Annotated in this window: 28 protein-coding genes; 10 read left to right on the top strand and 18 right to left on the bottom strand. The window is 64.6% G+C overall.

Going from position 1 to position 26967, the window contains the following annotated elements; translation table 11 throughout:
• Positions 1-47: 47 nt before the first annotated feature.
• Both RTH46_RS07400 and nhaA read left to right on the top strand, forming a co-directional pair.
• Positions 48-1661 carry an NAD(P)/FAD-dependent oxidoreductase gene (locus RTH46_RS07400; protein ID WP_153786228.1) on the top strand — a complete coding sequence of 538 codons (1614 nt, stop codon included), beginning with the start codon at positions 48-50 and terminating at the stop codon, positions 1659-1661.
• A gap of 234 nt (positions 1662-1895) precedes the next feature.
• Positions 1896-3071, top strand: coding sequence for a Na+/H+ antiporter NhaA (gene nhaA, locus RTH46_RS07395; protein ID WP_153786229.1), 1176 nt, complete (start codon positions 1896-1898; stop codon positions 3069-3071).
• Positions 3072-3134: 63 nt separating this feature from the next.
• Here nhaA and RTH46_RS07390 read toward each other — a convergent pair whose 3' ends face one another.
• Positions 3135-3599: a glycine zipper 2TM domain-containing protein gene (locus RTH46_RS07390; protein WP_110996277.1), complete on the bottom strand. Its 465-nt coding sequence runs from the start codon at positions 3597-3599 to the stop codon at positions 3135-3137.
• Between the two features lie 149 nt (positions 3600-3748).
• Between RTH46_RS07390 and RTH46_RS07385 the strand changes: the two genes are divergently transcribed.
• On the top strand, positions 3749-3982 hold the full coding sequence (locus RTH46_RS07385) for a hypothetical protein (protein ID WP_316905334.1): 234 nt from the start codon (positions 3749-3751) through the stop codon (positions 3980-3982).
• Here the strand turns inward: RTH46_RS07385 and pdxH are convergent.
• The 5 genes from pdxH to dinG form a co-directional block, all read right to left on the bottom strand.
• Positions 3979-4626, bottom strand: a complete 648-nt coding sequence (pdxH, locus tag RTH46_RS07380) for a pyridoxamine 5'-phosphate oxidase (RefSeq protein ID WP_153786231.1) — start codon at positions 4624-4626, stop codon at positions 3979-3981. The two genes, RTH46_RS07385 and pdxH, sit on opposite strands and share 4 nt — an antisense overlap.
• Before the next feature lie 19 nt (positions 4627-4645).
• Positions 4646-5626: an OmpA family protein gene (locus RTH46_RS07375; protein WP_153786232.1), complete on the bottom strand. Its 981-nt coding sequence runs from the start codon at positions 5624-5626 to the stop codon at positions 4646-4648.
• Positions 5627-5725: 99 nt separating this feature from the next.
• Entirely contained in the window at positions 5726-6871 is a 1146-nt protein-coding gene (locus RTH46_RS07370) for a serine hydrolase domain-containing protein (RefSeq protein WP_316905333.1), read from the bottom strand.
• A gap of 124 nt (positions 6872-6995) precedes the next feature.
• Positions 6996-9221 carry a beta-agarase gene (locus RTH46_RS07365; protein WP_316905332.1) on the bottom strand — a complete coding sequence of 742 codons (2226 nt, stop codon included), beginning with the start codon at positions 9219-9221 and terminating at the stop codon, positions 6996-6998.
• An 80-nt stretch (positions 9222-9301) separates the two neighbouring features.
• Positions 9302-11446, bottom strand: coding sequence for an ATP-dependent DNA helicase DinG (dinG, locus tag RTH46_RS07360; protein WP_279847314.1), 2145 nt, complete (start codon positions 11444-11446; stop codon positions 9302-9304).
• A 98-nt stretch (positions 11447-11544) separates the two neighbouring features.
• Between dinG and RTH46_RS07355 the strand changes: the two genes are divergently transcribed.
• The gene (locus RTH46_RS07355) at positions 11545-12009 is read left to right on the top strand and encodes a CopD family protein (RefSeq protein ID WP_125462902.1); all 465 of its coding nucleotides are present in this window, start codon (positions 11545-11547) and stop codon (positions 12007-12009) included.
• A 136-nt stretch (positions 12010-12145) separates the two neighbouring features.
• On the opposite strand, the gene RTH46_RS07350 is transcribed toward RTH46_RS07355, so the two are convergent.
• A complete protein-coding gene (locus tag RTH46_RS07350) occupies positions 12146-12928 on the bottom strand; it encodes a class I SAM-dependent methyltransferase (protein ID WP_316905331.1) in 783 nt (260 codons plus the stop codon).
• A gap of 95 nt (positions 12929-13023) precedes the next feature.
• Between RTH46_RS07350 and RTH46_RS07345 the strand changes: the two genes are divergently transcribed.
• Entirely contained in the window at positions 13024-13644 is a 621-nt protein-coding gene (locus RTH46_RS07345) for an energy transducer TonB (RefSeq protein ID WP_153786237.1), read from the top strand.
• Between the two features lie 67 nt (positions 13645-13711).
• Here RTH46_RS07345 and RTH46_RS07340 read toward each other — a convergent pair whose 3' ends face one another.
• From RTH46_RS07340 to ppc, 6 genes are all read right to left on the bottom strand, one after another.
• Positions 13712-14542 carry an oxaloacetate decarboxylase gene (locus tag RTH46_RS07340; RefSeq protein ID WP_153786238.1) on the bottom strand — a complete coding sequence of 277 codons (831 nt, stop codon included), beginning with the start codon at positions 14540-14542 and terminating at the stop codon, positions 13712-13714.
• Between the two features lie 32 nt (positions 14543-14574).
• Positions 14575-15444 (bottom strand): DUF72 domain-containing protein, encoded by an 870-nt coding sequence (locus tag RTH46_RS07335; RefSeq protein ID WP_316905330.1) that lies wholly within the window; start codon positions 15442-15444, stop codon positions 14575-14577.
• 3 nt (positions 15445-15447) lie between these two features.
• Positions 15448-15732, bottom strand: a complete 285-nt coding sequence (locus RTH46_RS07330) for a hypothetical protein (protein ID WP_153786240.1) — start codon at positions 15730-15732, stop codon at positions 15448-15450.
• A 129-nt stretch (positions 15733-15861) separates the two neighbouring features.
• Positions 15862-16536, bottom strand: a complete 675-nt coding sequence (tsaB, locus tag RTH46_RS07325; RefSeq protein WP_316905329.1) for a tRNA (adenosine(37)-N6)-threonylcarbamoyltransferase complex dimerization subunit type 1 TsaB — start codon at positions 16534-16536, stop codon at positions 15862-15864.
• A gap of 90 nt (positions 16537-16626) precedes the next feature.
• Positions 16627-17277: an adenylate kinase gene (gene adk, locus RTH46_RS07320; protein ID WP_316905328.1), complete on the bottom strand. Its 651-nt coding sequence runs from the start codon at positions 17275-17277 to the stop codon at positions 16627-16629.
• 258 nt (positions 17278-17535) lie between these two features.
• Positions 17536-20163: a phosphoenolpyruvate carboxylase gene (gene ppc / locus RTH46_RS07315; RefSeq protein ID WP_316905327.1), complete on the bottom strand. Its 2628-nt coding sequence runs from the start codon at positions 20161-20163 to the stop codon at positions 17536-17538.
• 144 nt (positions 20164-20307) lie between these two features.
• On the opposite strand from ppc, the gene RTH46_RS07310 reads away from it, so the two are divergent.
• From RTH46_RS07310 to RTH46_RS07290, 5 genes are all read left to right on the top strand, one after another.
• Positions 20308-20652, top strand: coding sequence for a pilin assembly protein (locus RTH46_RS07310; protein WP_153786243.1), 345 nt, complete (start codon positions 20308-20310; stop codon positions 20650-20652).
• Between the two features lie 262 nt (positions 20653-20914).
• Entirely contained in the window at positions 20915-21328 is a 414-nt protein-coding gene (locus RTH46_RS07305) for a DUF4398 domain-containing protein (RefSeq protein ID WP_153786244.1), read from the top strand.
• Positions 21329-21375: 47 nt separating this feature from the next.
• The gene (locus RTH46_RS07300; protein ID WP_153786245.1) at positions 21376-22164 is read left to right on the top strand and encodes an OmpA family protein; all 789 of its coding nucleotides are present in this window, start codon (positions 21376-21378) and stop codon (positions 22162-22164) included.
• Between the two features lie 140 nt (positions 22165-22304).
• Positions 22305-22589, top strand: a complete 285-nt coding sequence (locus tag RTH46_RS07295) for a type II toxin-antitoxin system Phd/YefM family antitoxin (RefSeq protein ID WP_153786246.1) — start codon at positions 22305-22307, stop codon at positions 22587-22589.
• On the top strand, positions 22543-22860 hold the full coding sequence (locus RTH46_RS07290; protein ID WP_153786247.1) for a type II toxin-antitoxin system RelE family toxin: 318 nt from the start codon (positions 22543-22545) through the stop codon (positions 22858-22860). The genes RTH46_RS07295 and RTH46_RS07290 overlap by 47 nt, the downstream gene beginning before the upstream one ends.
• A 59-nt stretch (positions 22861-22919) precedes the next feature.
• On the opposite strand, the gene RTH46_RS07285 is transcribed toward RTH46_RS07290, so the two are convergent.
• The 5 genes from RTH46_RS07285 to RTH46_RS07265 form a co-directional block, all read right to left on the bottom strand.
• A complete protein-coding gene (locus RTH46_RS07285; RefSeq protein WP_153786248.1) occupies positions 22920-23246 on the bottom strand; it encodes a hypothetical protein in 327 nt (108 codons plus the stop codon).
• A complete protein-coding gene (locus RTH46_RS07280; RefSeq protein ID WP_316905326.1) occupies positions 23243-24166 on the bottom strand; it encodes an alpha/beta hydrolase in 924 nt (307 codons plus the stop codon). The genes RTH46_RS07285 and RTH46_RS07280 overlap by 4 nt, the downstream gene beginning before the upstream one ends.
• Positions 24138-25415 (bottom strand): flavohemoglobin expression-modulating QEGLA motif protein, encoded by a 1278-nt coding sequence (locus tag RTH46_RS07275; protein ID WP_125857653.1) that lies wholly within the window; start codon positions 25413-25415, stop codon positions 24138-24140. Before RTH46_RS07275 ends, RTH46_RS07280 begins: the two co-directional genes overlap by 29 nt.
• Positions 25416-25490: 75 nt before the next feature.
• On the bottom strand, positions 25491-26039 hold the full coding sequence (locus RTH46_RS07270; RefSeq protein WP_279847326.1) for a hypothetical protein: 549 nt from the start codon (positions 26037-26039) through the stop codon (positions 25491-25493).
• Between the two features lie 29 nt (positions 26040-26068).
• A complete protein-coding gene (locus RTH46_RS07265) occupies positions 26069-26773 on the bottom strand; it encodes a TetR/AcrR family transcriptional regulator (protein ID WP_153786251.1) in 705 nt (234 codons plus the stop codon).
• Positions 26774-26967 lie beyond the last annotated feature (194 nt).

Genomic DNA, 26967 nt, shown 5'->3' with positions numbered 1-26967 from the left:
TTGTGTAAAGCCGCCGGCCGCCCATGGCCGGGATACTGGACCCTGCCATGCTACGAATCACCGAACTCAAGCTGCCCCTGGACCACTCCGACGACGAGCTGCGCGCAGCCATCGTCCAGCGCCTGGGCATCGCGGATGAGCAACTGCTCGGTTTCACCCTGTTCAAGCGCAGCTACGATGCGCGCAAGAAGAACAGCGAGCTGCTGTTCATCTACACCATCGACCTCGAAACCAGCAACGAAGACGAACTGCTGCGGGTGTTCGCCGACGATCCGAAAATCAGCGTCGCCCCGGACGTCAGCTACAAGTTCGTCGGCCACGCCACAGCGGCAGTGCAGGAACGCCCGGTGGTGGTCGGCTTCGGCCCGTGCGGCATCTTCGCCGGCCTGTTGCTGGCACAAATGGGCTTCAAGCCGATCGTCCTCGAGCGCGGCAAGGAAGTGCGCCAGCGCACCAAGGACACCTGGGGCCTGTGGCGCAAGAGCGTGCTCAACCCCGAGTCCAACGTGCAGTTCGGCGAAGGCGGCGCCGGGACCTTCTCCGACGGCAAGCTGTACAGCCAGATCAAGGACCCGCAGCACCATGGCCGCAAGGTGCTGGAAGAGTTCGTCAAGGCCGGTGCGCCGGAAGAAATCCTCTACATCAACAAGCCGCACATCGGCACCTTCCGCCTGACCAGCATGGTCGAGAAGATGCGCGAAGAGATCATCAGCCTGGGCGGTGAAGTGCGCTTCGAGCAGAAGGTCACCGACCTGCTGGTCGATGGCGAGCAACTGACCGGCGTGGTCCTGCAGAGCGGCGAGCAGTTGCTGTCGCGCCATGTGGTCCTGGCCCTGGGCCACAGCGCCCGTGACACGTTCCGCATGCTCCACGCCAAGGGCGTGTTCATGGAGGCCAAGCCGTTCTCGGTCGGTTTCCGCATCGAGCACCCACAGTCGCTGATCGACAAGGCGCGCCTGGGCAAGTACGCTGGCCATCCGAAGCTGGGTGCTGCTGACTACAAGCTGGTTTATCACGCCAAGAACGGCCGCTCGGTCTACAGCTTCTGCATGTGCCCGGGCGGCACCGTGGTCGCCGCCACCAGCGAACCGGGCCGTGTGGTCACCAACGGTATGAGCCAGTACTCGCGCAACGAGCGCAACGCCAACTCGGGGCTGGTCGTCGGCATCGACCCGGAGCGCGATTACCCAGGCAGCCCGCTGGCCGGCATCGAACTCCAGGAGCGCCTGGAATCCCACGCCTACGTGATGGGCGGCAGCAACTACCAGGCACCGGCGCAGTTGGTCGGAGACTTCGTGGCCGGCCGTGCGTCCACGGCGCTAGGCAGCGTCGAGCCTTCGTACAAGCCGGGCGTCACCCTCTGTGACCTGGCGGCAAGCCTGCCTGCCTTCGCCATCGAAGCCATCCGCGAGGCACTGCCGGCCTTCGACCGCCAGATCAAGGGCTACAGCCTGCATGACGCCGTGCTGACCGGGATCGAAACGCGCACCTCCTCGCCGCTGCGCATCACCCGTGACGACAGCTTCCAGAGCCTGAACCTCAAGGGCCTGTTCCCGGCGGGTGAAGGCGCGGGCTACGCTGGCGGCATCCTGTCCGCCGGTGTCGACGGCATCCGCATCGCCGAAGCCGTAGCGCGGGACATGCTGGGCCTGAGCGACTGACCGTTGGGCAGGCCTGTGTCGCCTTGGCGGCACAGGCCTGCAGTCGCTCTCGGATTTTTCCGACCCACTTCTGAGAATTACCTTCCTGCCCTTTTCCGCATTGCCGTCTAGGCTTGCCCAGTCAAACTTGCAACACCTTATAACAAAAACGAATATAGTTTTTGTTTTAAAGAATATCCCCACACGCTAGGGTGTACGCCCGTTTCAATCCAGCTATTTGGAGAGCCCTCACCCGTGCGTAGCCTCTTCGCTCGTTTCTTCCAATTGGAAGCCGCCAGCGGCCTGCTGCTGATCGCCGCCGCCGTGCTGGCCCTGATCATCAACAATTCGCCGCTTTCCTATCTGTACAACGGCCTGCTCGAAGTACCGGTCGCCGTCCAGGTCGGCGCCCTCGAGATCGCCAAGCCACTGCTGCTGTGGATCAACGATGGCCTGATGGCGCTGTTCTTCCTGCTCATCGGCCTGGAGGTCAAGCGCGAGGTGGTCGACGGCCACCTGTCCAAGCCTTCGCAGGTGATCCTGCCCGCCACTGCCGCCGTCGGCGGCATGGTGGTGCCGGCGCTGATCTATTGGTTCATCAACCGCGACAACCCGGCTGCCGTGGCCGGCTGGGCGATCCCTACCGCCACCGACATTGCCTTCGCACTGGGCGTGCTCGCATTGCTGGGCAAGCGTGTGCCGGTGTCGCTGAAGCTGTTCCTGATGACCCTGGCGATCATCGACGACCTGGGCGCGATCATCGTCATCGCCCTGTTCTATTCCGGCACCCTCTCCAGCCTGTCGCTGATGCTGGCCGGCGCCTGCCTGATCGCCTTGCTCGCCATGAACCGCCTGGGGGTGGTCAAGCTGGGCCCTTACCTGGTGATCGGCCTGATTCTCTGGGTCTGCGTGCTCAAGAGCGGTGTGCATGCCACCCTTGCCGGTGTGGCCCTGGCCCTGTGCATCCCGCTGCGTACCAAGCACGCCGAAACCTCGCCGTTGCTGAGCCTGGAACACGCGTTGCACCCCTGGGTCGCCTACGCCATCCTGCCGCTGTTCGCCTTTGCCAACGCCGGGGTTTCGCTGGCCGGTGTCACCCTGGAAAGCTTTACCCATCCGGTGCCCATGGGCATCACCCTCGGCCTGCTGGCCGGCAAGACGGTCGGGGTGTTCGGCCTGACCTGGCTTGCCGTCAAGCTGCGCCTGGCCGCGCTGCCGGCCGAAGCCAACTGGGGGCAGGTGCTCGGGGTGGCGATCCTCTGCGGCATCGGCTTCACCATGAGCCTGTTCGTCGGCTCCCTGGCCTTCGTACCGGGTAGCAGCGACTACGCGGGCATGGACCGCATGGGCATCCTCACCGGTTCCTTCTTCGCCGCCGTGGTCGGTTACCTGATCACTGCCATGGCGAGCCGCAAAACCGCTGTGCGCTGACTCCAGCAGGCAAAAAGAAACCCCGACCGGCAATGCCGTGTCGGGGTTTGTTTTGTCTGGCGATCAGTGCGTGACGCGGCTGGTGCCATCGACAGTCATGATGCGCACACGCTCGCCAACGCGGAAGATTTCGTTCTGCTGCACCTGCTGCACATAGGCGCGCATGCTGCCATCGTCTTCACGCACGGTGATCTCGACGCCCTGGGTGCGGGTCAGGCCTTCTTCGGCGGCGGAACCGGCCAGGCCACCAGCCACGGCACCGATCACAGCAGCAACGATGCTGCCACGGCCACCGCCAACCGCACTGCCGGCAACACCACCAACAATGGCGCCGGCACCACCACCGATTGGCGTCTTGGTGCCTTCGATCTTCACGGGACGCAGCGATTCGATGGTGCCCATGCGCACGGTCTGCACGCGGCGGGCCTCATCACGGGAGTAGCTGTCACCGGTCAGCGACGACTGGCAGCCGCCCAGCAACAACGCCATGGTGGTGAAGCTCGCCACCAGCAAAACGGATTTACGCATGAGGACAATCTCCAAAAGTTTCAGGTGCTCATTAGACGCCTCGCCTTGACGGGTGTCACGGCGCAAACGTTATAAATTTGTTCCCATTCAGCTCAGGTACAGCCACCATCGGCTGTGCACGGGACACTCAGGTTGGACCAAGAATAGCCATGGATTACTTCATCGTCGTGGTGACGACAGTCGCCGGCCTGTACTTCCACGGCTGGCTGTATGTGCGAATGAGGCGCTGGATGGACCGTGACCTGGCGCTCTCGCTGGCCGGGCAGGATCCGGCGAAGCAGGCATTCATGCTCCAGTTGCTGGAGCGGGCGCAGGCAGAAAAGATCAAACGCAAAACGCTGGCGGCCTGGCTGGAGCGCGAGGCCGCTGCGTTCAAGGGTTAAGGTGCCAGGCGCTCACGCTGCCACTGGCCATCCACCAGCCGATAGTTCAGGCGATCATGCAAGCGGCTGGCGCGGCCCTGCCAGAACTCGATGCGCTCTGGCAGCAAGCGATAGCCACCCCAGTGCTCGGGGCAATGGGGTTGCGTATCGGAGAAGCGCGCCTCGGTGGCCTTGACCAGCCCTTCCAGCTCCTCGCGATCAGCGATCACCCGGCTCTGCGGCGACGCCCAGGCCCCCAGGCGGCTGCCCAGCGGGCGCACCTGATAGTAATCGTCCGACTCCTTGGCCGTGACCTTTTCCACCCGCCCCTCGATCCGCACCTGACGCTCCAGCGCCGGCCAGAAGAAGGTCATGGCCGCAAATGGCCTGGCCGCGATGTGCTGGCCCTTGGCGCTTTCGTAGTTGGTGAAGAAGGTGAAACCCTGGGCATCGAGGGCCTTGAGCAACAGCACCCGGCAATGCGGGCGGCCGTCGGCATCGACAGTGGCCAGGGTCATGGCGTTGGCTTCCACCGGCAGCTGCTCGGTCTTCACCGCATCGGCGAACCATTGGTGGAACAGCGCGAACGGCTCACCCGGCGCCTGGGCTTCGGCCAGGCCATCACGGGTGTAGTCGCGGCGCATATCGGCCAGGGATTGGGTCATGGCTGCGTTTCCTTGACGATCAGTTGGTCTTCGCAGGGCTGTTGGCGGCGACTTTCTTGTCGGTGCTGGCCTTCTTCGCGGCAGGTTTGGCCGGTGCGGCTTTCTTTTTCGCAGCCGTAGTGGCCTTGGCCGGAGCCTTGGCTTTGGCGGCAGGTTTTTTCGCCGCAGGCTTGGCGGCCGGTTTGGCGGCTGCGGCCTTGGCGGCCGGGGCCTTGGTGTCCTGCACCGCAACCATCGGCGCGGCGGCCGGCGCAGGCGCGGCCTGCTGGTACTTGGCCAACAGGGCGACCATGGTGTCCTTGGGCGTCAGCAGCAATTCGACACGGCGGTTCAGGGCACGGCCCGGGGCGCTGTCGTTGGCGGCGCGCGGCATGACCGAGCCCATGCCCTTGAGCATCAGGCGATCACGTTGCAGGCCGCTGAGACGGAAAATCGCCGACACCGAAGCGGCACGCTCGAGGCTCAGCTTCTGGGTGGCGGCGGTGGCGCCACTGCTATCGCCATGGCCGAGGATGAGGATGGCGGTCTTGCTGTCGGTTTCAATGGCCTTGGCCACCTGGGTGATCGGGCTCAGGGTCACCGGCAGCAGCATGTTCGGGCGGTCCGGGTTATAGGAGCCGTCGACCGGGATGGTCACCGCCAGCACGTCTTCACGGCGCTCCAGCTCGAACTTGCTGCCCTTGATGGCTTCGCGCACCTTGGGTTCGTACTGGTCGAGCCAGGCCTGGGTGGCCTTCTGGTCGATCTTTGGCACGGCCGCCGCTTGCGAGGTTTTCTCGTCGCCACCGAATGGCCACCACCAGCGGCTGCCGCTCTCGGACTTGGCGTCGGCCTTGGCGACGTTTTCGGTCACGGCCGCTTTCACTTCCTTGTCGGCGACCTTATCCGAACCGAACGGCCACCAGCTCGAGCCGCCGTCTTTCGAACTGTCCTGGGAGTGGCTGGCGCAGCCAGTCATGGTCAGGCACAGGGCAAGTGCTAAGGTTTTATGTGAAGACATCAGTGATACACCATGAAATTGAACGAAATTCTACCCACACCTTTCAGGCGTTGGCACTGAGGATAGTCAAAGGGTCGGGGCAATACCCGCGCCACCCGATCAAAGGCAGCCGGCAAGCACACGTACCAGTTTTTGCGCGCGCGGATCCATCAGCACGTAAGGGCCCAGCGTATTGGTAACGAAGCCGAAGGCCACGTCGTGTTCGGGGTCGGCAAAGCCGACCGAGCCACCGGCCCCCGGATGCCCGAAAGCCCGGGCGCCAAGGCCGAAGGTGGCGTTGGCCACCTGGGGCTGGTCAAGCATGCAGCCCAGGCCAAAGCGGGTCTGGGTCAGCAGGGTGCGGTCCTGGCCGAGGCTGTGCTCGCGAGTCAGCTCGTCGAGCAGTTCGGATTCCAGCAGGCTGCCATCGAGCAGGCCGGCGTAGAACCCCGCCAGGCTGCGTGCGTTGCCGTGGCCATTGGCCGCCGGTTGCTGCATGCGCCGCCATTCCGGCTTGTTGGTGCTGGTGAGGATCGCCGGCGGGTTGGTAAAGGCGCGGGTCGACAGTGCTTCGGGCTCGCGCATGGTCACCTGCAGCAGGCGCTGGGCCGCCGCATCCCCTGGGTTGCCCTTGCCGCGGGCGATGTGCGCCACGCGGTGGAATTCTTCGTCCGCCAGGCCCACATGGAAATCCAGGCCCAGCGGTTTGGCGGTGCGCGCCACAATCGACTCGCCCGGCCCACGGCCATCGGCGCGGCGAATCAGCTCACCGATCAGCCAGCCATAGGTGATCGCGGCATAACCATGCTCGGTGCCTGGGGTCCACCAGGGGGCCTCGGCGGCCAGCGCGTCGACCATCGCCTGCCAGTCGTATAGCGCCTCGGCCGGCAACAGTTCACGGATGGCCGGCAGGCCGGCGCGGTGGCTGAGCAGCTGGCGCAGGGTGACCTGCTCCTTGCCGGCCTGGGCGAATTCCGGCCAGTAGCGCGCAACCGGCGCATCCAGTGCCAGCTTGCCCTCGCCCACCAGTTGCAGGGCGGTGATGGCGGTGAAGGTCTTGGTGCAGGAAAACAGGTTGGCGATGGTGTCGCTGTGCCAGGCCTCACGGCCGTCCTTGTCGGCACTGCCGGCCCACAGGTCGACCACGGTCTCGCCGCCGACCTGGATGCACAGTGCCGCACCACGCTCCTGGGGATCCTCGAACAACGCGGCGAAAGCTTCACGCACCGCCTCGAACTTCAGCTCATAGTGGCCCTGAATCTGCACCCGCCTGTTCTCCGTACGACCTTGCTGAAAAAGGCGTGCATTGTTTCAGTAGTTGGCCCTTTTGCCTACTGAATGTGGCCGGGTGGTCGTAAGGAAAAACTGTTATTCGAGGCGCGCAGGGCGGTCACTGCGCGGGTTTGTCGAGGGCCTTGCGCAACTGACCAACGGCTTGCAGGTTGCTGCGGCGCACCGCCTCGACAAAGCCCGGATAGGCCACATCGGTGATGGCCACCAGCCCCAGATGACCGTTTTCGCCATCGAGCAGACGCCCGCTGGCCGGTTGGTCGAGGTACTGGAACCAATGGGCGCCGACGATCATCGGCTGGGCCAGGGCCGCCTTGAGGAAATTGCCGTAGGCCGGGCCCCGGTCTTCCTCGCGGGCCACTTCCAGCGGGCCGGGCCAGAACGGGCCACGGTCGCGGGAGCCGAACTGGAACTCCGAGACCAGCACTGGCTTGTCCAGCTCGGCCAGCCTGGCGAAGTCATAACCGTCCTCGGGCTTGAGGGTATAGAAGTTGAAGCTGAGCACATCGCAGAACTCGGCGCAGGCCTTGACCGCTTCCGGCGTGCTCACGGCGAAGCGGCCACCCAACAGCAGGTGATTGGGGGCATGCCATTTCAGCGAATCCGAGATGGTCTTGAAGTAGGTCTGGGCGAACACCTGCTGGAAGTACTGGTAGTCACGCTCGATTTCCGGATGTGCAGGGTCAGGCAGCGGGGCCTCGAAGCCAGGGTCTTCCATCAGCTCCCAGGCCTTCAGCTCGATGCCCCAGGCTTTCGACAGCCCTTCCTGGTTGCGGTACTTGTCGCGCAGCTGCTTGAGGAACGCGCGCTTGGCCGGTACATCGGTGGTCAGGCGCAGGGTGCCGTAGGCCAACCCATAGCGGGCCCTCGGGTCGTCACCTGGTGCGGCCCAGGCCAGTTCGTTGTCGGCGAAGTAGCCGATCAGCCACGGGTCGTCGCGGTGATCACGGGCGGCGATGGCCACGGCGCGCTCGGTGGCCATGGCGAAACGCGGGTCGAACGGGTCAGGCATGCGCCCCCACCAATCCATGCCGGTGCTGATGCTGGCGTAGTCGCCGACGATCGACAGTGGCAGCGTGTACGGCATGCGTTTGGCCTGGGCAAAGCCAGGGTCGCTCCAGTTGCCCAGGGTATTGAAGCCCCAGGCTTGCAGGCGATCGAGGCTGTGCGCCTGCCAGCGCGGCACGTCCAGGGCCAGTGGCGGGCAGGCCTGTTCGGGCGACGCCGAGCAGGGCTTGCCGTAGGTGCGCTGCAGGTTGGCCGAATAGAAGTCGAACCAGCGCCCCTGCTTGAACTGGCGCCCCTGTGACGAGCTGTTGCCATCATCGTTGTTGCCTTCACCATAGAACGCCGCCAGCGCCTCGCCATCAGCCGGCAGTGCCTTGAACATGCTTTCGCGGCCGGCGACGTAAGTACGCCCGCCATCGGCGGCGACGGCATTGACGCCCAGGGAATAGAACGGGTGCCCGTCGGGCGTCACCAGGTACCAGCGCCCGTCGCGTTTTTCCGTACGGAAGAAGCCCTTGGCCTCGAAGGCTGGCCCCGCCAGCAGGCCGCCATAGGCGTCCAGGCCGAGCTTGTCGCGCTCGCCCAGCCAGCTTTTCAGCTGCGCCTGTTCGCGGCTGTCCGCAGCCTTGAGCTGGTCGTCGCTGACGATCTTTTCCGGCCAGCGCCCACGGGTGGACTGGCCATAACCGTCAATCAGCTCGCCGTAGGCGGCTTTGAACGCCTGGTCGTCGTCCTGCAGGCCGACCTTCTCGATCAACAGGCTCTGCGCGACTTTGGGGCTGGGGATGCTCAAGCTGATAGAGGTGACTTGCTTGAGGTCCACCTCCCCTGCACTGCTGCTCAGCAGCAGGCGCTGGCCTTCATGGACCCATGGCATCGGCGGGCCGGCACGCATGCCCTGGCTGAGCGGCGAGCTGGCCTTGAGGGGAATCATCACGGTCTGCGCCGGCCCTGCCGGCAAGTCGATACGGCTGGTGAGGGTGCGCCCATCGCTGCTCTGTACCGCCACGTCGACGGTCAGTGCCCAGTCCATGCCACTTTGCAGGCGCAGTGTCAGGGCCTGCCCGGCCGACCAGTCCCAGGCACCACTCGGCGGTGCCAGGCGCAAGGTCGGTTGCGCCACCGGATTGAATACCACCCGCCGCAACACCTCGCCTTCGGCGGTCTGCTCCGCGTTGTACTGCGGCATCGCAGCGTCCTGGGTGGTCACGCTGACCACTGCGGCGGGGCGCACGAAGCTGAACAGTGTCTGTTGCCCGGCCAGCAACGGCGCACTGAACAACAAGGAGAACATCACAGGCAGGGTACGGCGGATCATAGGGCGGTGGCTCTCCTTCCGAGCCCGTCATGGGCTCGCGATCGAGTATGGACAACAAGGAACGCGTCTTGCTCCGGCGGTCAACCGATCTCCCGTCGGAATGGCGGCAGCGCATTGAGAATAGCCTTGCCGTAGCGCTGGGTGACCAGGCGCCGGTCGAGCAAGGTGATGACGCCGCGGTCCTGCTCGGTACGCAGCAGCCGGCCGCAGGCCTGGATCAGCTTGAGCGAAGCGTCAGGCACGGCGATTTCCATGAACGGGTTGCCGCCGCGGGCCTCGATCCATTCGGACAATGCGGCCTCGACAGGGTCATCCGGCACCGAGAATGGGATCTTGGCGATGACAACGTGCTCGCAGTAAGCGCCCGGCAGGTCGACACCCTCGGCGAAACTGGCCAGGCCGAACAGCACACTGTGCTGGCCATCGTCGACCCGCGCCTTGTGCTTGTTCAGGGTTTCCTGCTTGGACAGATTGCCCTGGATCAGCACCAGTTTGCGCCAGTCGCGGTCCAGGCCATCGAACACGTCCTGCATCTGTTTGCGCGACGAGAACAGCACCAGCGCGCCCCGTGCACCTTCGACAATGTTCGGCAGCTCACGGATGATCGATGCGGTGTGCGCCGTGGCATCGCGCGGGTCAGCGCCCAGGTCGGGCACCCGCAACAGGCCGGCATCGCCATGCACGAACGGGCTGGGCACCACGCACTGCACCGCGTCGCGCGGCAGCCCCGAGCGCATGCGAAAGCGATCGAACTTGCCCAGCGCGGTCAAGGTCGCCGACGTCACCAGGGCGCCATGGGCGACGTTCCAGAGGCTTTTTCGCAACATCTCGGCGGCGAGAATCGGGCTGGCGTTGACCTCGATATCGAACAGCGCGCCACTTTCGGCCAGGGTCAACCAACGCGCCATGGGCGGGTTGTCTTCCGGGTCCTCGGCGGTGAACGCGGTCCACAGTTCCCAGTTACCCTGGGCACGGGTCACCAGGCTGCCGAACAGCGGGTACCATTCCTCGGCCTGGTGGCTGGCAATGCCGATATTGTTCTCGCCGTCCATGCCTTCCTTGAGCAGGTCGGCCAGGCGGGTGAACAGGTCATTCAGGCGAGCGAAGCCTTTTTTCAGCTCGATGCCGACTTCGCGGATCTGCTCGGGCACCACTCCACCTTCGAAGCGGTAGCGCGGGCGGTCGCGGCCTTCCATGTCTTCACCGGTGCGAAAGTCCGCAACCTGCTCGCACAGGGTGAACATGAACTGCTGCTGGGTGCGCACCTCGCGGGCCAGCTCGGGCACCTGCTCGATGTAGCGCCCCAGGTCGCCCGGCAGCGGGTGCTGGGCCAACAGTTTGGTGAGGTTCTTGGCCGTCTGCTCCAGCCAGTCGGCGGTGGAGCGCAGGCGCGAATAGTGGGCAAAATGGCCGATGGCCTTGTCCGGCAGGTGATGGCCTTCGTCGAACACGTACATGGTGTCGCGCGGGTCGGGCAGTACGGCGCCGCCGCCCAGCGCCAGGTCGGCGAGGACCATGTCATGGTTGGTGACGATCACATCGACCTTGCCCATGCCTTCGCGCGCCTTGTAGAACACGCACTGCTGGAAGTTCGGGCAATGGCGGCCGGTGCACTGGCTGTGGTCGGTGGTCAGGCGTGCCCAGTCCTGGTCCTCGACGGCTTCCGACCAGCTGTCGCGATCACCGTCCCAACGGTTGCCGGCGAGCTTCTCGATCATGCTGTTGAACAGCTTCTGGCTGCGCTCGTCGACTTCGATGTGGAAACCTTCCTCTTCGAACAGCTGGGCGGTGGCCGACTGGGCGTGACCCTCCTGCAGCAGGATGTCGAGCTTGGACAGGCACAGGTAGCGGCCACGGCCCTTGGCCAGGGCGAAGCTGAAGTTCAGCCCGCTGTTGCGCATCAGGTCGGGCAGGTCCTTGAGCACGATCTGTTCCTGCAGCGCCACGGTCGCGGTGGCGATCACCAGGCGCTTGCCGGCGGCCTTGGCGGCCGGGATCGCGGCAAGGGCGTAGGCGACGGTCTTGCCGGTACCGGTACCCGCCTCGACCGCCACCACGGCGGGCTCGCCGGCACGGCGCCCTTCGTCGTCGCAGGCGATGTCGCCGAGCACCTTGGCCACTTCGGCGATCATCAGGCGCTGGCCATAGCGTGGCTTGAGGCTTTTGGCTTCGAGGAAACGCGAGTAGGCGCCCTGGATGGTGGCTTTGAGTTCGTTGCTGATCATGGTCTGCAGGCGCCCGGAGGGCTGGATATATTTTCAGTGTTTCGCATGGGCCGGCTATCATACCCCGCTATTGCCCTTTGTGCCGCATGGAGATCCGGATGCTCGCCTTTGCCCTGCCCTACACCCTGCATGTCCTTGCTGCCCTGGTCTGGGTTGGCGGTATGTTCTTCGCCTGGCTGATCCTGCGCCCAGCCACGGTTGCAGCCCTGGAGGGGCCGGCGCGGCTGCGTTTGTGGGTGGAAGTTTTCCAGCGGTTCTTCAGATGGGTCTGGCTGGCGGTGGCGATCCTGGCGATCAGCGGGGTGGGCATGATTCACCTGCGCTTTGCCGGGTTCGAGACGGCACCGCGGTATGTTCAGGTGATGATTGGTGGTGGGATCGTGATGTTTGCGTTGTTCATGCGGATCCAGTCGTTGCTGCTGCCTGAATTGCGCACGGCGGTGCAGGCCGAGGATTGGGCGGCGGGGGCTGGGGTTCTGGGGCGGATTCGGCGGATGGTGGGGGTCAATCTGGCGATTGGGCTGGCGGTGGTGGCGGTGGCGAGTTCGCGGGTTTTGGTGTGATGAGGGCTGGGCCTTTGGGTTTTGCGTGAAGGCCACCAGGTGTTCGCCGATAGATCTTCTGCGCCGATGAGATCGAGCGCCGCCCGCGCGGCGCTCGATCTCATCGGCGCAGAAGATCTATCGGCGAACACTCAATTCAAGCTTTAAAAGCCTTCTTCGGGTAGATGTCGTACCGACTCGACTTCCCCTCAAGGCTATGGCTCGGCTTCGGCCCATCGATAATCGGCGCCTTGCGCGGCCGCTTGACCACCACCCGGTGCGAAGCCAGCGCCAACGCCGCCTCGAGCAACGCCGGCGCATCCAGGTCATCACCGACCAATGGCCGGAACACGCGCATTTCCTTCTTCACCAACGCGCTCTTGTCTCGATGCGGGAACATCGGATCAAGGTAGATCACCTGGGGCGCCTCCCCTTCCCACCCGCGCATGCGCTCGATGGCATTGCCAGTCAAGAGCCGCATGCGCTCGACGATCGCCCCTACCTCAAGGTCCCCCCGCGCCCGCGCCAGGCCATCTTCCAGCAACGCCGCGATCAACGGTTGACGCTCGATCAAGGTCATCTGGCACCCCAGGCTGGCCAGCACGAACGCATCCTTGCCCAACCCCGCAGTGGCATCGAGCACCTGCGGCCGCACGCCCTGGGCGATACCCACCGCCTTGGCGATCATCTGCCCGCTGCCGCCACCGAACAGCCGCCGATGCGCCGCCTGGCCCTCGACAAAATCCACCCGCACAGGGCCGGGTGCCTGTGGGCCCAGTTGCTGGATCTGCAGGCCATCGGCCCCGACCTGCACGGCAAACCCGGCCGCCTCGTCGGCCAGCGGCAAGCCCAGGCGTTCGGCCCATGCCAGCGCCTGCGCCTGGAATTCGGGGGCCAGTGCCTCGATCCTGATACCTGTGCCCAGCTCTTGCTCTACCATCGGATCCCGCACTCGAAATTAATTAATGAAACCCCGGCCTCAGCCGATACACGCAGTATCCGCTATTCTGCCAGAGCACAACGCGCGCGACTGCCATGTCAGACACTCTCCCCATCGGCTTGACCTACCTGTCGCCTGTCGGCAACTACGGTCGACAGAACTCCCAGGCACTGGGCGGCGTCAGCCACCTGTGGCAGGACTTCTTCGCCCGGGCCATGGCCGAGCAGCCGCAAGGGGAAATCGACAGCGTCAGCCAGGCGCTGGTGCAGTACGACAAAGAAAGCGGCGAACCTGTCGGCGGCGCCAGGGCCTTGGCCTTGATCGATGCTCAGCGCGCCCTGCCGGTGCATGACACCGAAATCATCCCTCCCGAGCCGCTGTTCCTGCCCAAGGCGGAGCTCGAGGCCAACCTGCTGGAACCCGCACCCGAACCCTTCAGCACCGCCGAGCTGATCACCCAGCAGCGCGACCTCGACATCAGCAACAGCTGGCTGCGCCCGGTGGTCATGAGCCAGGGCCATCCGATTGCCGAGCCAGGCCCCGCGCCATCACCTCGCCCACTGTTCCTGCCGATCGCCGAACTCGAGAAGAACCTGCTCGATCCGGCGCCAGAGCCATTCGACGAACCGACCCTGGCCAAGCAGCAAAACGACCTGGAATTCGACATCCATTGGGCCCGCCCAGTGGTGTTGAACAACGTCCGCGCGTACGCCTGAGAACGCTGGCTAGCTGGCTGACACCGGGAGTGCCGGGCTACGTTGCAATCCCCTACTGCACGGGTTTTCAGCGGCGAAACAGATCATTGAGCTGAGCAAATGGCATCGCCTGATCGCCATAGCCGAACGTGCCCTGGTCGCGGATTTCCAACGCTGCGCGCTGGAAGGCACCCAGTGCGGCGCGAGCCAGCGACGAACCGACACTGATGCGCCTCACGCCCAGGTCCTGCAACTGGTTGACGCCAAGCGGCACCCCCGGCATGCCCATCAGCACGTTTACCGGCTTGGGCGCCACGGCCTGCACCACCGCGCGAATCTCATCGACGCTGCGCAACCCAGGCGCATACAACACATCGGCACCGGCGTCGGCATAGGCCTGCAGGCGCCGAATGGTGTCGTCCAGGTCCAGCTTGCCGTGCAGCAGGTTCTCGGCACGGGCGCAAAGCGTGAACGGAAATGGCAGTTGACGAGTGGCTTCCACGGCTGCGCGCACGCGTGCCACGGACAGGTCGAAGTCGTAGATCGGCGCCTCGCTGCGGCCACTGGCATCTTCGATCGAACCGCCCACCAGGCCGGTTGCGGCAGCGCGCAGGATCGTCTGCGCACAGTCCTCGGGCAAATCGCCAAAGCCGTTTTCCAGGTCTGCCGCCACCGGCAGCGGCGTGGCATCCACGATGGCCTGGGCATTGGCCAGGGTTTCCTCGAGGCTCAGGGCGCCTTCGGCATCCGGGCGCCCCAGGCTGAACGCCAGTCCCGCACTGGTGGTGGCCAATGCCTCGAAGCCAAGGGCCGCCAGCATCCTGGCCGAGCCTGCATCCCATGGATTGGGAATGACGAATGCGCCATCGCGCTCATGCAGCGCCTTGAAGGCTTCGGCTCGCAGGGTTTGCACATCCATGGTTCAACCTCCGGCAGATGAAGAGAGTGTCGTCAGAGTAGCCCTAGCTGTTCGACCTCGGGCGCGCGTGGCAATTCCGGCAACGCGGCCAGCCCGGGCAGGCGTGCCATCAGGCGCTGGTGGAAATGCTGGGCAAGCGCTGCCGCCATGCGGTTGTCGGCGGTGTGCAGAAACACATAGGGGCTACGGCCCTCTTCGATCCACGCCGCCACTTTGTCGACCCAGGGGGTAAGGAATGTTTCGTTGGCCGCAAGCTCAGGGTGGCCGATAAAGCGCACCTGCGGATGCTGGCTGAACGCACACGGGCGCGGCGGCACCTTGGGCTTCTTGGACTGCGCATGCAGCACACCAGGCTCACGGGATGTGCAACTGAACAGAGCTCGCGGGTCCAGGCAGATGCGCTCGACACCCCGCTCATGCAACAGCCGATTGAGCAGGCGTTCTTCGTCTCCACGGGCGAAGAACGCATCGTTGCGCACCTCAACGGCAACCGGCACGCCAACTTCATCCAGAAAATAGGCCAGCTCACCCATGCGCGAGGGCCCGAACTGTGCCGGCAACTGCAGCCAGTATGGGGACACGCGCTCCCCCAACGGCGCCATCAAACGCGTGAAGTCGATCGCTGAATCAAGTTGTGCGCGCAGATCCCCGGCATGGCTGACATCGCCCGGAAACTTGGCCGTGAAGCGAAAGCCCGCCGGCATGTTCTGCGCCCAGCGCTCTACCGTCGCAGGCGCTGGCCGGGCATAGAAGGTGGTGTTGCCTTCCACGGCATTGAATACCTGGCTGTACAAACCGAGGAACTCAGCAGTGCGGGCATCGGCGGGATAGAGATACTCACGCCAGGCGTTTTCGCTCCAGGAGGGACAACCGAGAAAGTAGGGCTGGGGGGACGGAATCATCCGTCAAATGTACAGGTCCAGCCCCAGCACTTCCATATCCCAGTCGGTGAAGCCGGCGGTGGTCAGGTAGCTGGCCAGTGCCGTGGAGGTACGCCGGTCACGGGCGCGGGGGAAGATCAGGTCCTGCTGGCGGGCCGGCAGGTTGCCGCTGCGACGGCTGGCGCGGCTGGCCTGCTGCTCGGGCTCTTCGATGATCTCGGCGTCGTCGATCGCTTCGTCACGCACCGGCGCTTTGCGCGGCGGGCGCTTGATGGGGTAACTCTGCGAGGAGAAGCCGTCGATACGCATGGCGTGGCACTCAGGATCAATGATGGCAATTTAGCAGCATCAGAGATCCATCGCTAATGCCCGAACGATAACTGGACCACAGTTCGCGCAAAAGGTTTTATCGTGAACGGCGATAGCCGACGAACGACCTCAGCGTGCCTTGGGCGTAGCGACATTATCGCGCAGATATACCGGTTGCGCCTGCTCGGCGGCGACGGCTTCGCCACGGGCCCAGGCATGGGTGGCCAGGGTGAGGATATCCAGGGCATTGGGCAGTGCAGCGGCATCGCTGGCGCTGGCCTGCACCGCCAAGCGCTCGGCCAGGCTCCAGCCAGTACCGGCACCGAACCACTCGCCGGCCAGGCCTTCAGGCAAGCTCACGCGCTCGGGCGCCACCACCACTTCCTGGCCGACCAGGCGCATCTCGCCCTGCTCCGCCCGATAGCAACCCCAATACACCTCGTCCATGCGCGCATCGATGGAGGCGGCGACCTGCTGCACACCATGCTCGCGCAACGCGCCCTGGGCCAGCGCGGCCAGGTTGGAGATCGGCAACACCGGGCGCTGCAGGGCGAAGGCCAGGCCCTGGACCACACCGATGGCGATCCGCACGCCGGTAAAGGCGCCCGGGCCCCGGCCAAAGGCGATGGCATCCACGGCGCTCAGCGCCACGCCGGTATCGGCCAGCAACTGCTTGATCATCGGCAGCAGCTTCTGCGCGTGCAGGCGCGGGATCACCTCGTAATGGCTGGTCACCTTGCCGTCATGCAGCAGGGCGACGGAACAGGCTTCGGTGGCGGTATCCAGGGCCAGCAAGGTGGTCATCGAACGCGGTTTCCAAGGGACAGGGGAAAAAGAGCGGCAGTATAAACGACAACGGCCCGCAAGCGGGCCGTCGTGACGCACGGTGCTGAATCAGCTCAGGGCTGCCAGCACCTTGGCGGTGATCGACTCGACCGAGCCGACGCCTTCGATATGGCTGTACTTCGGCTTGCCGGCGTTGGCGGCCGACAACTTCTGGTAGAAGTCCACCAGCGGCTTGGTCTGGCTGTGGTAGACCGACAGGCGATTACGCACGGTTTCTTCCTTGTCGTCGTCGCGCTGGATCAGGTCTTCGCCGGTGACGTCGTCCTTGCCTTCCACTTTCGGCGGGTTGTACTGAATGTGGTAGGTGCGGCCCGAGGCCAGGTGTACGCGGCGGCCTGCCATGCGGCCGACGATCTCTTCGTCGTCCACGGCGATTTCGACCACGGCGTCGATGTCGACACCGGCGGCGACCATGGCTTCAGCTTGCGGGATGGTGCGCGGGAAACCGTCGAACAGGCAGCCGTTGGCGCAGTCCGGCTGGGCGATGCGCTCCTTGACCAGGCTGATGATCAGCTCGTCGGAGACCAGTTGGCCGGCATCCATGACTTTCTTCAGTTCCAAGCCCAGCGGGGTGCCGGCCTTGACGGCAGCACGCAGCATGTCGCCGGTGGAGATCTGGGGAATACCGAACTTCTCGGTGATGAACTTTGCCTGAGTACCTTTACCGGCCCCGGGAGCTCCCAGCAGAATTACACGCATCTTGTGCTCCTCATATTTTTCTATGCAAATCAACGGATTCGGCGCACAAGGCCAACTCCGGAAAATCGGTCGAGACCGCAAAATCGGTCCAAAGGCTGCTCAAGATACACAGCCCCCGCCCCCCCGACAAGCGTCCCAACCGGGCAGCAAAGTGTCCGTCGCAGCCCAGCAGGGCCCCGGTTGCGCCCAGCGCAACCAGCCCTCGTGCTCACGGTCGGCAGCCGCTGGCTTGCCGACCGCAGGCACGGGTTGAGCGCCTCAACCGGTATTGCGCAAACCGGCCGCGATGCCCGCCACGGTGACCAGCAGAGCCTGCTCCAACGGGCTGTCCAGAGCGGCTTCGCGGTTGCGCGAGCGGGCCAGCAGCTCGGCCTGAAGGCGATGCAAGGGGTCGAGGTAGGTGTTGCGCAGACGGATGAATTCCAGGGTTTCGGGGCTGTGCGCCAGTAGCACCGACTGCCCGGTCAGGCCCAGCACCACCTGGCACGACTGCGACAATAGGTCGCGCAGGTGCGCACCCAATGGCAGCAGCTGCGGTTGCACTAGACGTTGGTCGTAGGCCTCGGCGATCTGCGCATCGGCCTTGGCCAGCACCATTTCGAGCATGTCGATGCGGGTGCGGAAGAACGGCCATTGCTCGCGCATCTGCGCCAGCAGCTCGCCCTGGCCACGGGCCAGGGCATTGTTCAGCGCCGTTTCCCAGCCGAGCCAGGCCGGCAGCATGAGACGGGTCTGGGTCCAGCCGAAAATCCAGGGAATCGCCCGCAAGCTCTCGATACCCCCGGCACGCCGCTTGGCCGGGCGGCTGCCCAGCGGCAGGCGGCCAAGTTCCTGCTCCGGAGTGGACTGGCGGAAGTACTCGACAAAGTCGGGGTTCTCCCGCACGACGCCGCGGTAAGCCTTGACCCCGTCGGCGGCCAACTGGTCCATCAGCGCGCGCCAGGCCGGTTGCGGCGGTGGGGGCGGCAGCAGGGTCGCCTCCAGTACCGCGGCCAGGTAGAGGTTGAGGTTCTGCTCGGCGATCCCCGGCAGGCCGAACTTGAAGCGGATCATCTCGCCCTGCTCGGTGGTCCGGAAGCGCCCGCCCACCGACCCCGGCGGCTGCGACAGGATGGCAGCATGGGCCGGGCCGCCACCGCGCCCGACCGTACCGCCGCGGCCATGGAACAGCAGCAGTTCGACCTGGTGTTCGCGGCAGATGCGCACCAACTGTTCCTGGGCGCGGTACTGCGCCCAGGCCGCCGCCGTGGTGCCGGCGTCCTTGGCCGAGTCGGAGTAGCCGATCATCACTTCCTGCGGCCCATGCAAGCCGGCGCGGTAGCCCGGCAGTCCGAGCAGACGCTCCATCACCGGCCCGGCGTTGTCCAGGTCGGCGAGGGTCTCGAACAACGGCACCACACGCATCGGCCGGGTCAGCCCGGCTTCCTTGAGCAGCAGTTGCACCGCCAGCACATCGGAGGCCGCGCCGGCCATGGAGATCACATAGGAGCCCAGCGAGGCAGCAGGCGCAGCGGCGATCTCGCGGCAGGTGGCAAGCACTTCGGCGGTATCGGCCTGGGGCTTGAAGTGCCCGGGCAGCAACGGGCGGCGATTTTTCAGCTCAGCCTGGAGGAACTCGATGCGCCGCGCTTCGTCCCATTCGGCGTAGCGCCCGAGCCCCAGGTAATCGGTGATTTCGCTCAGCGCATCGCGGTGGCGGGCGGCATCCTGGCGCACGTCCAGGCGCACCAGGAACAGGCCGAACGTCACTGCCCGGCGCAGGCAGTCGAGCAACGGCCCGTCGGCAATCACGCCCATGCCGCACTCATGCAGCGACTGGAAGCACAGCTCCAGTGGCGCGATCAGGTCGCGGTTGTCGACCAGCACGGCAGCGCTGGCCGGTTGTGCAGCCGCCAAGGACGCCTGGGCCCAGGTACGGGTGGCGCGCAGGCGGTCACGCAGTTGCTTGAGCACCGCGCGGTAAGGCTCGGCGCTGTCACCGACCTGTTCGCGCAGGGCCGCGCTGGCCTGCTGCATCGACAACTCGGCGGCCAGGTTTTCGATATCGCGCAGGAACAGGTCGGCGGCCATCCAGCGTGCCAGCAGCAGCACTTCGCGGGTCACGCTGGCGGTGACATTGGGGTTGCCGTCACGGTCGCCCCCCATCCACGAGGCGAAGCGGATCGGTGCACTCTCCAGCGGCAGGCGCAGGCCGGTGGCCTGGAACAGCGCCGCATCGACCTTGCGCAGGTGGCCGGGGATGGCCTGCCACAGTGAATGCTCGATCACCGCGAAGCCCCATTTGGCTTCGTCCACCGGCGTGGGGCGGGTGCGGCGGATCTCCTCGGTGTGCCAGGCCTCGGCGATCAGCCGGCGCAGGCGCTCGCGTACCTGCCCGCGCTCGTCGGGGCTCAGGTCGCGGTGGTCCTGGGCTGCCAGTTGCGCGGCGATGGCGTCGTATTTCTGAATCAGGGTACGGCGGGCCACCTCGGTGGGGTGGGCGGTGAGCACCAGCTGGATATCGAGCTTGGCCAACTGCCGGGCCAGTGCATCGTCGCTATGCCCGGCCGACTTGAGCCGGGCCAGCAGTTCGGGCAGTACCTGCGCCTCGAAAGGCTGCGGCTGGTCGGCATCGCGACGGCGAATCAACTGGTACTGCTCGGCGATGTTGGCCAGGTTGAGGAACTGGTTGAAGGCCCGCGCCACGGGTAGCAGGTCCTCCTCGGCCAGGTCGCCCAGGGTCGAGCTGAGCTTTTCACCCTCCACGAGCCGGTCGGCCTTGGCGCTGTGGCGGATGTCCTCGATTTTCTGCAGGAACGCCTCGCCATGCTGCTGGCGGATGGTCTCGCCTAGCAGCTCCCCCAAAAGATGCACATCCTCGCGCAAACGCAGATCGATATCGCTCATCGGGTCTCTCCACTCCAGGAAACAGCAAGCCCCAAGAGTGCCGACTCCAGGCCGCGCCTGGCAAGCCGGGCGCGGGCAAAGCAACTAAAGTGAAGAGTGGTCATCCGAAGCAATGCCACTTTCGAGGCTTTGACAGAGGTCATCATGAAAATCCGCGAACTCGCCCAGCACTGGGAACAGAATGCCGCCGGACGCCTGAGCCCCACCGGGCATGTCCTGCACCTGGACATGGAAGCTGAAGCGCGCCTGGCCGCGCTGACCGAGATGTACCCCAAGCGCAGCCCTGAAGCGCTGCTTGGCGAACTGGTCGCCGCCGCGCTCGAGGAGCTCGAAGCCAGCTTCCCGTACATCAAGGGCCGGCAGGTGATCGCCACCGATGAGGAAGGGGATCCGCTGTACGAGGACATAGGCCCGACACCTCGATTCCTTGCGCTTTCGCGCCGTCATCTGGCTGCACTCGGCAGCCCGGGTAAAAACGAACGCCACTAGCCCTCCCCTACCTGCGGGCCTTGTTCCATAAGGCCCGCATACCTCTCCGGCTGCGCAAAGTTCCGCACTTTTCGCGCTGACCAATCAGTCAGAAAAAAACATCGTTAGCACAGCAATTTTTCTGAACTATCCAAAAAACGCCTCGGTCACAGCCAGTAGCCATCACGGCAAAACCCTGCAAACACGGGCGTTGCAGCGCACGCCTTGGCTGGGGAACAACGATGGACCGGTCGCGGACATCGTCGTTAACAGGAGTGACCCAATGGAGTTGACCACCATGAAGACCCGCATTGCAAAACCCTCCACCACTCACCTGCGCGGGCTGAAGCTGGCCGCACTGGCCCTGGGCGGCAGCCTGGTACTGGCCGGTTGCGCCGGCAAGCCGCCCACCGAGCAGTATGCCGTCAGCCAGTCGGCAGTGAATGCTGCGGTCAGTGCCGGCGGTACCGAGTTCGCGGCAGTGGAAATGAAAGCGGCCCAGGACAAGTTCAAGCAGGCCGAGATTGCCATGCACGACAAGCAGTACGACCAGGCCCGCATGCTCGCCGAACAGGCCGAATGGGATGCCCGTGTCGCTGAACGCAAGGCCCAGGCCGCCAAGGCCCAGAAGGCTGTGCAGGATGCCCGCCAGGGTGTCCAGGACGTACGTGAAGAAGGCCTGCGCAGCGCCGAATAGGCCTGCTGCGCCCCCGAGCCTTCGCTAACGATCAAAGGATGAACACTATGCGCAACTACGTCATGATTCCCGCCCTGCTGGCCCTGAGTGTCGGCCTTGCCGCCTGCTCCCACGACCCGAACGCCAACCTCGAATCGGCCCGCACCAACTTCTCGGTACTGCAGAGCGATCCACAGTCGAGCAAGGTGGCCGCCCTCGAAACCAAGGACGCCCAGGACTGGCTGAACAAGGCCGACAAGGCCTATATGGAGCGTGAGGACAGCAAGAAGGTCGACCAGCTCGCCTACCTCACCAACCAGCGCGTCGAAGTGGCCAAGCAGACCATCACCCTGCGCACGGCCGAGGCCGAGCTGAAGAACTCCGCCGCGCAACGCGCCCAGGCCAAGCTCGATGCCCGTGACGCGCAGATCAAGAAGCTGCAGGACAGCCTCAACGCCAAGCAGACCGACCGCGGCACGCTGGTGACCTTCGGCGACGTGCTGTTCGACTTCAACAAGGCCGAACTCAAGAGCAGCGCCTACCCCAACGTCACCAAACTGGCGCAGTTCCTCCAGGAGAACCCGGAGCGCAAGGTGATCGTCGAGGGCTATACCGACAGCGTCGGCTCGGCCAACTACAACCAGAGCCTGTCCGAGCGCCGCGCCGGTGCCGTGCGCATGGCGCTGGTACGTGCCGGGGTGGACCCAGCGCGCATCGTCGCCCAGGGCTACGGCAAGGAGTATCCGGTGGCCGATAACGGCAGCAACTCAGGCCGTGCGCAGAACCGTCGGGTTGAGGTGACCATCTCCAACGATAACCAGCCGGTAATGCCGCGTGCGGTGAGCCAAGTCCAGTGAGGACTGCTGGCTGAATGAAAAAACCCGCCTGATGGCGGGTTTTTTCATGCTTGGCCTTTGGTCAAAAGCACCTTTAAAGACACCTTCCAAAGCACTAGAATCACTCAACCATCCTTCAAGACAAATGGGTTGATACAACTATGACCTTCCACGTCCTCGCCGATCTGGCAGCATCCATCACCGACCTCAAGAAAGACCCAATGGGCACTATTCGCGAAGCGCACGGTGAAACCGTGGTGATCCTCAATCGGAACGAGCCTGCCTTCTACGCAGTACCGCCGGAGCGCTACGAGGCGATGATGGACCTGATTGATGACATGCAACTGGCAGAGCTTGTGCGCCAGCGAATGGGTGACCCCACTATCAGAGTGGACATCGATGAGCTCATCGCAGAAGTGGGAAAAGGAAAAGACCTACAAGCTTGATTTTACCGCCCGGGCATACAAGGAGCTGTTCAAGCTCCCCGAACAGTTCCAGTCTCAGTTGGTCAACAAACTCAAAGAGCGCCTGAAGAACCCCAGGGTCGAGAAGGATAAGCTCTCCGGGATGCCGGACTGCTACAAAATCAAACTGAAGTCAGCGGGTTACCGTCTCGTTTACAGAGTCATCGACGAGCAAGTGGTGGTGCTGGTTATTGCAATTGGCAAGCGGGAGCGAGGCGACATCTACAAGACCGCGCAATCGCGATTGCAGTAGTGCCTCAATAACGCGAGCATGCCCCCGCCCGATCTGACATGAATGATGGGCTCAACCACTCACTGCACTTTTTGCGGCGTTTCCTCGCCCATGCAGCGCACCGCGCGCTTGCGGTTGTCCACCAGCACACCGGTCAGGCCCTTCTGCTGGGTATCGAACAGCACCAGCACGCCATCCAGGCATTGCGCCACCTGCGGCGCCGGATCCAGCGAGACCTTGTAGTCCTCGCCTGGAATGGTCTTGAGCATGGTGAAGTCCTGCAGCAACAGGGCATCTTCAGGCTTGGCGAAATGCAGGTAGCCGTAATACCAGAGGGCCCCCACCGTCACGATGATGCTGCCGACGCCGGTCAGGATCAGCGGGATGGCGTTGCGTTCTTCACTCATTGCTTGTTCTTCTCGTCAGGGTAGTTGGGTACTTCGGCCAGGCGGCGCAGGCCGTTGAAATGCGCGGGGTCGTCCAGAAAACGCAGCATCACCTGGCGCCAGGTCGGGTCGGCGAAGGTCTGCACATGGCCGCCGCGGGTCAATTGCAGCACCCGCGGGGGCGGTGCGTGCTGGTACAGGCGAATGCCGTTGTCCAAGGGCACCAGCCTGTCATCGATGCTGTGGAAGAACAGCTTGGGCGGGCTGGCCAGCTGTTCGATGGAGCGGATCGCGCTGTCGCCGTCGGGTACCAGCCACGACAGCGGCACCTGCAGCGGCCAGGTCATCCACGAGGTACCGAGGGCATAGCGGCCCACCGCCCGGTAACTGGCCGGCACACCGTCGAACACCAGCGCCTGGAAGCGCTCGCTCTGCTGCGGGTGCGCCGCCAGGTAATGGATGGCCATGGCGCCGCCGAGGCTCTGGCCCAGCAGCACCAATGGCTTGCCCTGCACCTCGGGCGCACGCTCCAGCCAGGCCATGGCCGCCGCGATGTCTTCATAGACCCCAGGCAAGCTGGCCTTGCCCTGGGACAGGCCATAGCCCCGGTAGTCGATCATCAGCACCTGGTAGCCCCGCTCCGGTAGCCAGTAGCTGCCACCCAGGTGGCCCGCCAGGTTGCCGCCGTTGCCATGCAGGTGCAGCACCGTGCCCTTGACCTCGACACCGGCCTTGGCCGGCAGCCACCAGCCGTGCAGGCGAACGCCGTCAGCGGTGGTCAGGGTGACATCGCGGTAGTCGAGCTTGGCCCGCTCGGGGGTGAACGGCTGACCGCGCTCGGGGTAGAACAGCAGGCTGCTGCAGCCACTCAACAGCAGCAGCCCGAGGCCGAAGGCGAGGTGACGGCAGGCGTCAGAGAATGTTCGCGTAGTCGGCTTCAATGCGGTCCAGGCTCAAGTGGTTGAGGAAGTTGGAGAAGCACATCCAGGCCGACAGCGCGTTGAGGTCGCGGAACTGCTCCGGGAGGTACTTGGGTGGCTCCACCAGCCCTTCTTCGACCAGCTGGCGCAAGGTGCGCATGTCTTCCAGGGTGGTCTTGCCGCAGAACAGCAACGGGATCTGCTCCAGCTTGCCCTTCTTCACGGCCAACTGAATGTAGTTGTAAACCATGATGAAGCCCTTGAGGTAGGACAAGTCCTTGGTGAATGGCAGGCCATTGGGTACCGAGCCGCGGAACACCCGGCTGGCGTTGCTGTAGCTCTGCCCCATCTCGAAGCCCTGGCCACGGAAGAACTCGTATACCTGCATGAAGTCCGCGCCCTCCTCGACCATGTGGATGGCCCGGGTGCGGTTGGTGAGCTTGCGCAGGCGGCTGGGGTAGGAGGCGAAGGCGATCACTTCCATCAGGATGGCCAGGCCCTCCTGGGTCACCGTGGACGAGGGTGGGCCCTTGGCCAGGAAGGTGCAGATCGGCTGGTTCAGGCCATTGAGGGTGGTGCCGACATGCACCAGGCCTTCGTGGACCTCCAGGGCGCGCACGTCGCGGTTGTTGAACATGGCGTCGGCGCGCACCTTGATATAGTCGGCGCCGGCCGCCGCGTCGGCGACGATGCCGTCCGACTCGAATACGCGAATGGTTTCCTCGGCCTCGCCGAACACCTTGTTCAGGCGGCGCTGGAGGATCTCCACCGCCTCCTTCGCCGTGAGGTTCTTCGGCTCGTCCTTGAGATCGCCACGGCCGTCAATGTTGTTCAGGTAATCCGAGAGCATCAGCCCCAGGTCGGCGAGGGTCGGGTCACCGGCATGGAAAGCGTCGGAGGCCGCGCCGTACAGCTCCTGGGAAATCAGCCCGAAGTCCTCGGTGCCGCGCGCTTCGAGCATGCGCACCACCATGCGGTATTCCTTGCACATGCGTCGCATGATCTGCCCGACCGGGTTGAACTGGCCAAGCTGGCGGGTGATGTCACGCTCGATGTTCTGGAACTCGGCCTTTACCGCGCTGGAATCGAACGACAAGGGCCGGCTCTGGTAGTAGGCACGGTCCACCGCGGGTGGTTCCTTGCCCTTGGCCTTGAGGAAACCCTGGCGGATGCCGTCGTCCCATTTCACCGCATCGAGCACGCGAATGGGGGTTTGCGCGGCCACGATGCGGTCGGACAACGTACGTATGGTCTGCTGGTACTCGTCCACCTGAGGACTCCTTTGTCGAGCCTATCGCGGGGCAAGCCCGCTCCCACGGGTCCGCGACAGGCCGGTACGGTAGCTCTATTTGCCGGAGCGCTGGAAGCGCGCCACCTCGACGAACAGGTCGGAGTTGGCCGGATCGTCCAGGTACGCCAGCACACGCGCCGACGGGCTGTCGATCAACACACCCTCGCCATTCTCTTCGGGGACTTCGATGCTTCGCCCACTCAGTTCCTTCTTGTCGACGGCCTGCTGCACCTGCTCGACATCGAGGTTGTAGACCACCAGTTCCTTGCCTTCGACGATATCGAATCCGCCAATCAGGAAGTTGCCCCCCAGCCGCTTGGGCACACCGGCCGACATGTACCAGCGGTTGCCATGGCGCGACACCGTGAACACGTACTCTTCAGGGGCCTTGCCCTTGGCGGTCGCCACCGCCTTGTAGGCATCGCCGCCGCTGCGGCTGATCGTGAGTTTCAGTGGCTCACCCCAGGCGTCCTTGCTGCTCCACTTGCCGAGCAGGGCCTTGGGCGCTGCCTGATTGCTCGGCAGCGGTTCATGGAAGGCCACCAGACAACCGCCCAGCAAGAGGAATGACAAGGTCAACAACACCACACGCCAGGCTTTCATCGGGTTCTCCTTGAGAATTCGTGCGCAGCTCAAGCCGAAGCCAGCACCATCTGCAGGTATCGGACAAGGATAGCGAGCATCTGCTCATCGGCCTGCGCATTCGCGTCCTTGAGCAGGCCCTGATATTCCATCTGCTCGATTATCGCCGTCAACATCTGCGCATCCTGCTCAGGCTGGCGCGAGCCGACCACCTGGAGCATCTGCCGCGCGCCGTGCAGCAGGATCTGCTCATGGGCGCACACCAGTTCGGCCAGGCGCGGGCACAGCAGCGCTTCCTGGCGGAAGGCCTGCTCGGCCATGAGGAAGTCGCGACGGTTGTGCAGTTGGCGGGTCACGTAGTCGGCGGTCATGCGCGCCACCTCGTCGGCCAGGCGCGCCCGCGCCTGCGGGCTGCCATCGCCCTGGGCGAGCAACTGGCGCAGCACGCCTTCGGTGTTGGCCCAGAGCTTGGCCATATAGGCGGCGCTGCGCTCGACGTACTGGGCGAAGGTATCGGCCAGCAGGTCCTGGATGTCCTTGAAGTAGTAAGTGGTGGCCGACAGCGGCACGCCGGCCTCGGCGGCCACGGCACGGTGACGCACACCGCGCACACCGTCGCGCACGACGATGCGCATGGCGGCGTCGAGGATCTGCTGGCGGCGCTGCTCGCTGCCCTGGCGGGCGGTCTTGCGCCCTTGGTACTGCACGCTTTCGGCGACGGCGGTGGCGATGCCGGCGGCGCCTTGTGGGGCCATTGCGGGAGTCACTCTGGTTTACCTCATGAACAATGGGTTGCCTGTACCGGCCTCATCGCGGGGCAAGCTCGCTCCCACGTTACACCACTGGGCCTGAGGGTTGTGGTGGTGGGAGCGGGCTTGCCCCGCGAAGAGGCCGGCACTGACGACATAAAGCTTCAGGCATGAAAAAGCCGCCTCGAAAGGCGGCTTGT

The sequence above is a fragment of the Pseudomonas sp. zfem004 genome (assembly GCF_032621715.1).
Classification (GTDB): domain Bacteria; phylum Pseudomonadota; class Gammaproteobacteria; order Pseudomonadales; family Pseudomonadaceae; genus Aquipseudomonas; species Aquipseudomonas sichuanensis.
Note: the sequence above shows the minus strand (reverse complement) of the source record. Positions and strands in the feature narration are given on the sequence as shown.

Coding starts and splice junctions, on each gene's coding strand:
- RTH46_RS07400 (WP_153786228.1), top strand. CDS start 48: ATGCTACGAATCACCGAACTCAAGCTGCCCCTGGACCACTCCGACGAC.
- RTH46_RS07390 (WP_110996277.1), bottom strand. CDS start 3,599: ATGCGTAAATCCGTTTTGCTGGTGGCGAGCTTCACCACCATGGCGTTG.
- RTH46_RS07385 (WP_316905334.1), top strand. CDS start 3,749: ATGGATTACTTCATCGTCGTGGTGACGACAGTCGCCGGCCTGTACTTC.
- pdxH (WP_153786231.1), bottom strand. CDS start 4,626: ATGACCCAATCCCTGGCCGATATGCGCCGCGACTACACCCGTGATGGC.
- RTH46_RS07375 (WP_153786232.1), bottom strand. CDS start 5,626: ATGTCTTCACATAAAACCTTAGCACTTGCCCTGTGCCTGACCATGACT.
- RTH46_RS07365 (WP_316905332.1), bottom strand. CDS start 9,221: ATGATCCGCCGTACCCTGCCTGTGATGTTCTCCTTGTTGTTCAGTGCG.
- dinG (WP_279847314.1), bottom strand. CDS start 11,446: ATGATCAGCAACGAACTCAAAGCCACCATCCAGGGCGCCTACTCGCGT.
- RTH46_RS07355 (WP_125462902.1), top strand. CDS start 11,545: ATGCTCGCCTTTGCCCTGCCCTACACCCTGCATGTCCTTGCTGCCCTG.
- RTH46_RS07350 (WP_316905331.1), bottom strand. CDS start 12,928: ATGGTAGAGCAAGAGCTGGGCACAGGTATCAGGATCGAGGCACTGGCC.
- RTH46_RS07345 (WP_153786237.1), top strand. CDS start 13,024: ATGTCAGACACTCTCCCCATCGGCTTGACCTACCTGTCGCCTGTCGGC.
- RTH46_RS07340 (WP_153786238.1), bottom strand. CDS start 14,542: ATGGATGTGCAAACCCTGCGAGCCGAAGCCTTCAAGGCGCTGCATGAG.
- RTH46_RS07335 (WP_316905330.1), bottom strand. CDS start 15,444: ATGATTCCGTCCCCCCAGCCCTACTTTCTCGGTTGTCCCTCCTGGAGC.
- RTH46_RS07330 (WP_153786240.1), bottom strand. CDS start 15,732: ATGCGTATCGACGGCTTCTCCTCGCAGAGTTACCCCATCAAGCGCCCG.
- tsaB (WP_316905329.1), bottom strand. CDS start 16,536: ATGACCACCTTGCTGGCCCTGGATACCGCCACCGAAGCCTGTTCCGTC.
- adk (WP_316905328.1), bottom strand. CDS start 17,277: ATGCGTGTAATTCTGCTGGGAGCTCCCGGGGCCGGTAAAGGTACTCAG.
- ppc (WP_316905327.1), bottom strand. CDS start 20,163: ATGAGCGATATCGATCTGCGTTTGCGCGAGGATGTGCATCTTTTGGGG.
- RTH46_RS07310 (WP_153786243.1), top strand. CDS start 20,308: ATGAAAATCCGCGAACTCGCCCAGCACTGGGAACAGAATGCCGCCGGA.
- RTH46_RS07305 (WP_153786244.1), top strand. CDS start 20,915: ATGGAGTTGACCACCATGAAGACCCGCATTGCAAAACCCTCCACCACT.
- RTH46_RS07300 (WP_153786245.1), top strand. CDS start 21,376: ATGCGCAACTACGTCATGATTCCCGCCCTGCTGGCCCTGAGTGTCGGC.
- RTH46_RS07295 (WP_153786246.1), top strand. CDS start 22,305: ATGACCTTCCACGTCCTCGCCGATCTGGCAGCATCCATCACCGACCTC.
- RTH46_RS07290 (WP_153786247.1), top strand. CDS start 22,543: ATGAGCTCATCGCAGAAGTGGGAAAAGGAAAAGACCTACAAGCTTGAT.
- RTH46_RS07285 (WP_153786248.1), bottom strand. CDS start 23,246: ATGAGTGAAGAACGCAACGCCATCCCGCTGATCCTGACCGGCGTCGGC.
- RTH46_RS07270 (WP_279847326.1), bottom strand. CDS start 26,039: ATGAAAGCCTGGCGTGTGGTGTTGTTGACCTTGTCATTCCTCTTGCTG.
- RTH46_RS07265 (WP_153786251.1), bottom strand. CDS start 26,773: ATGGCCCCACAAGGCGCCGCCGGCATCGCCACCGCCGTCGCCGAAAGC.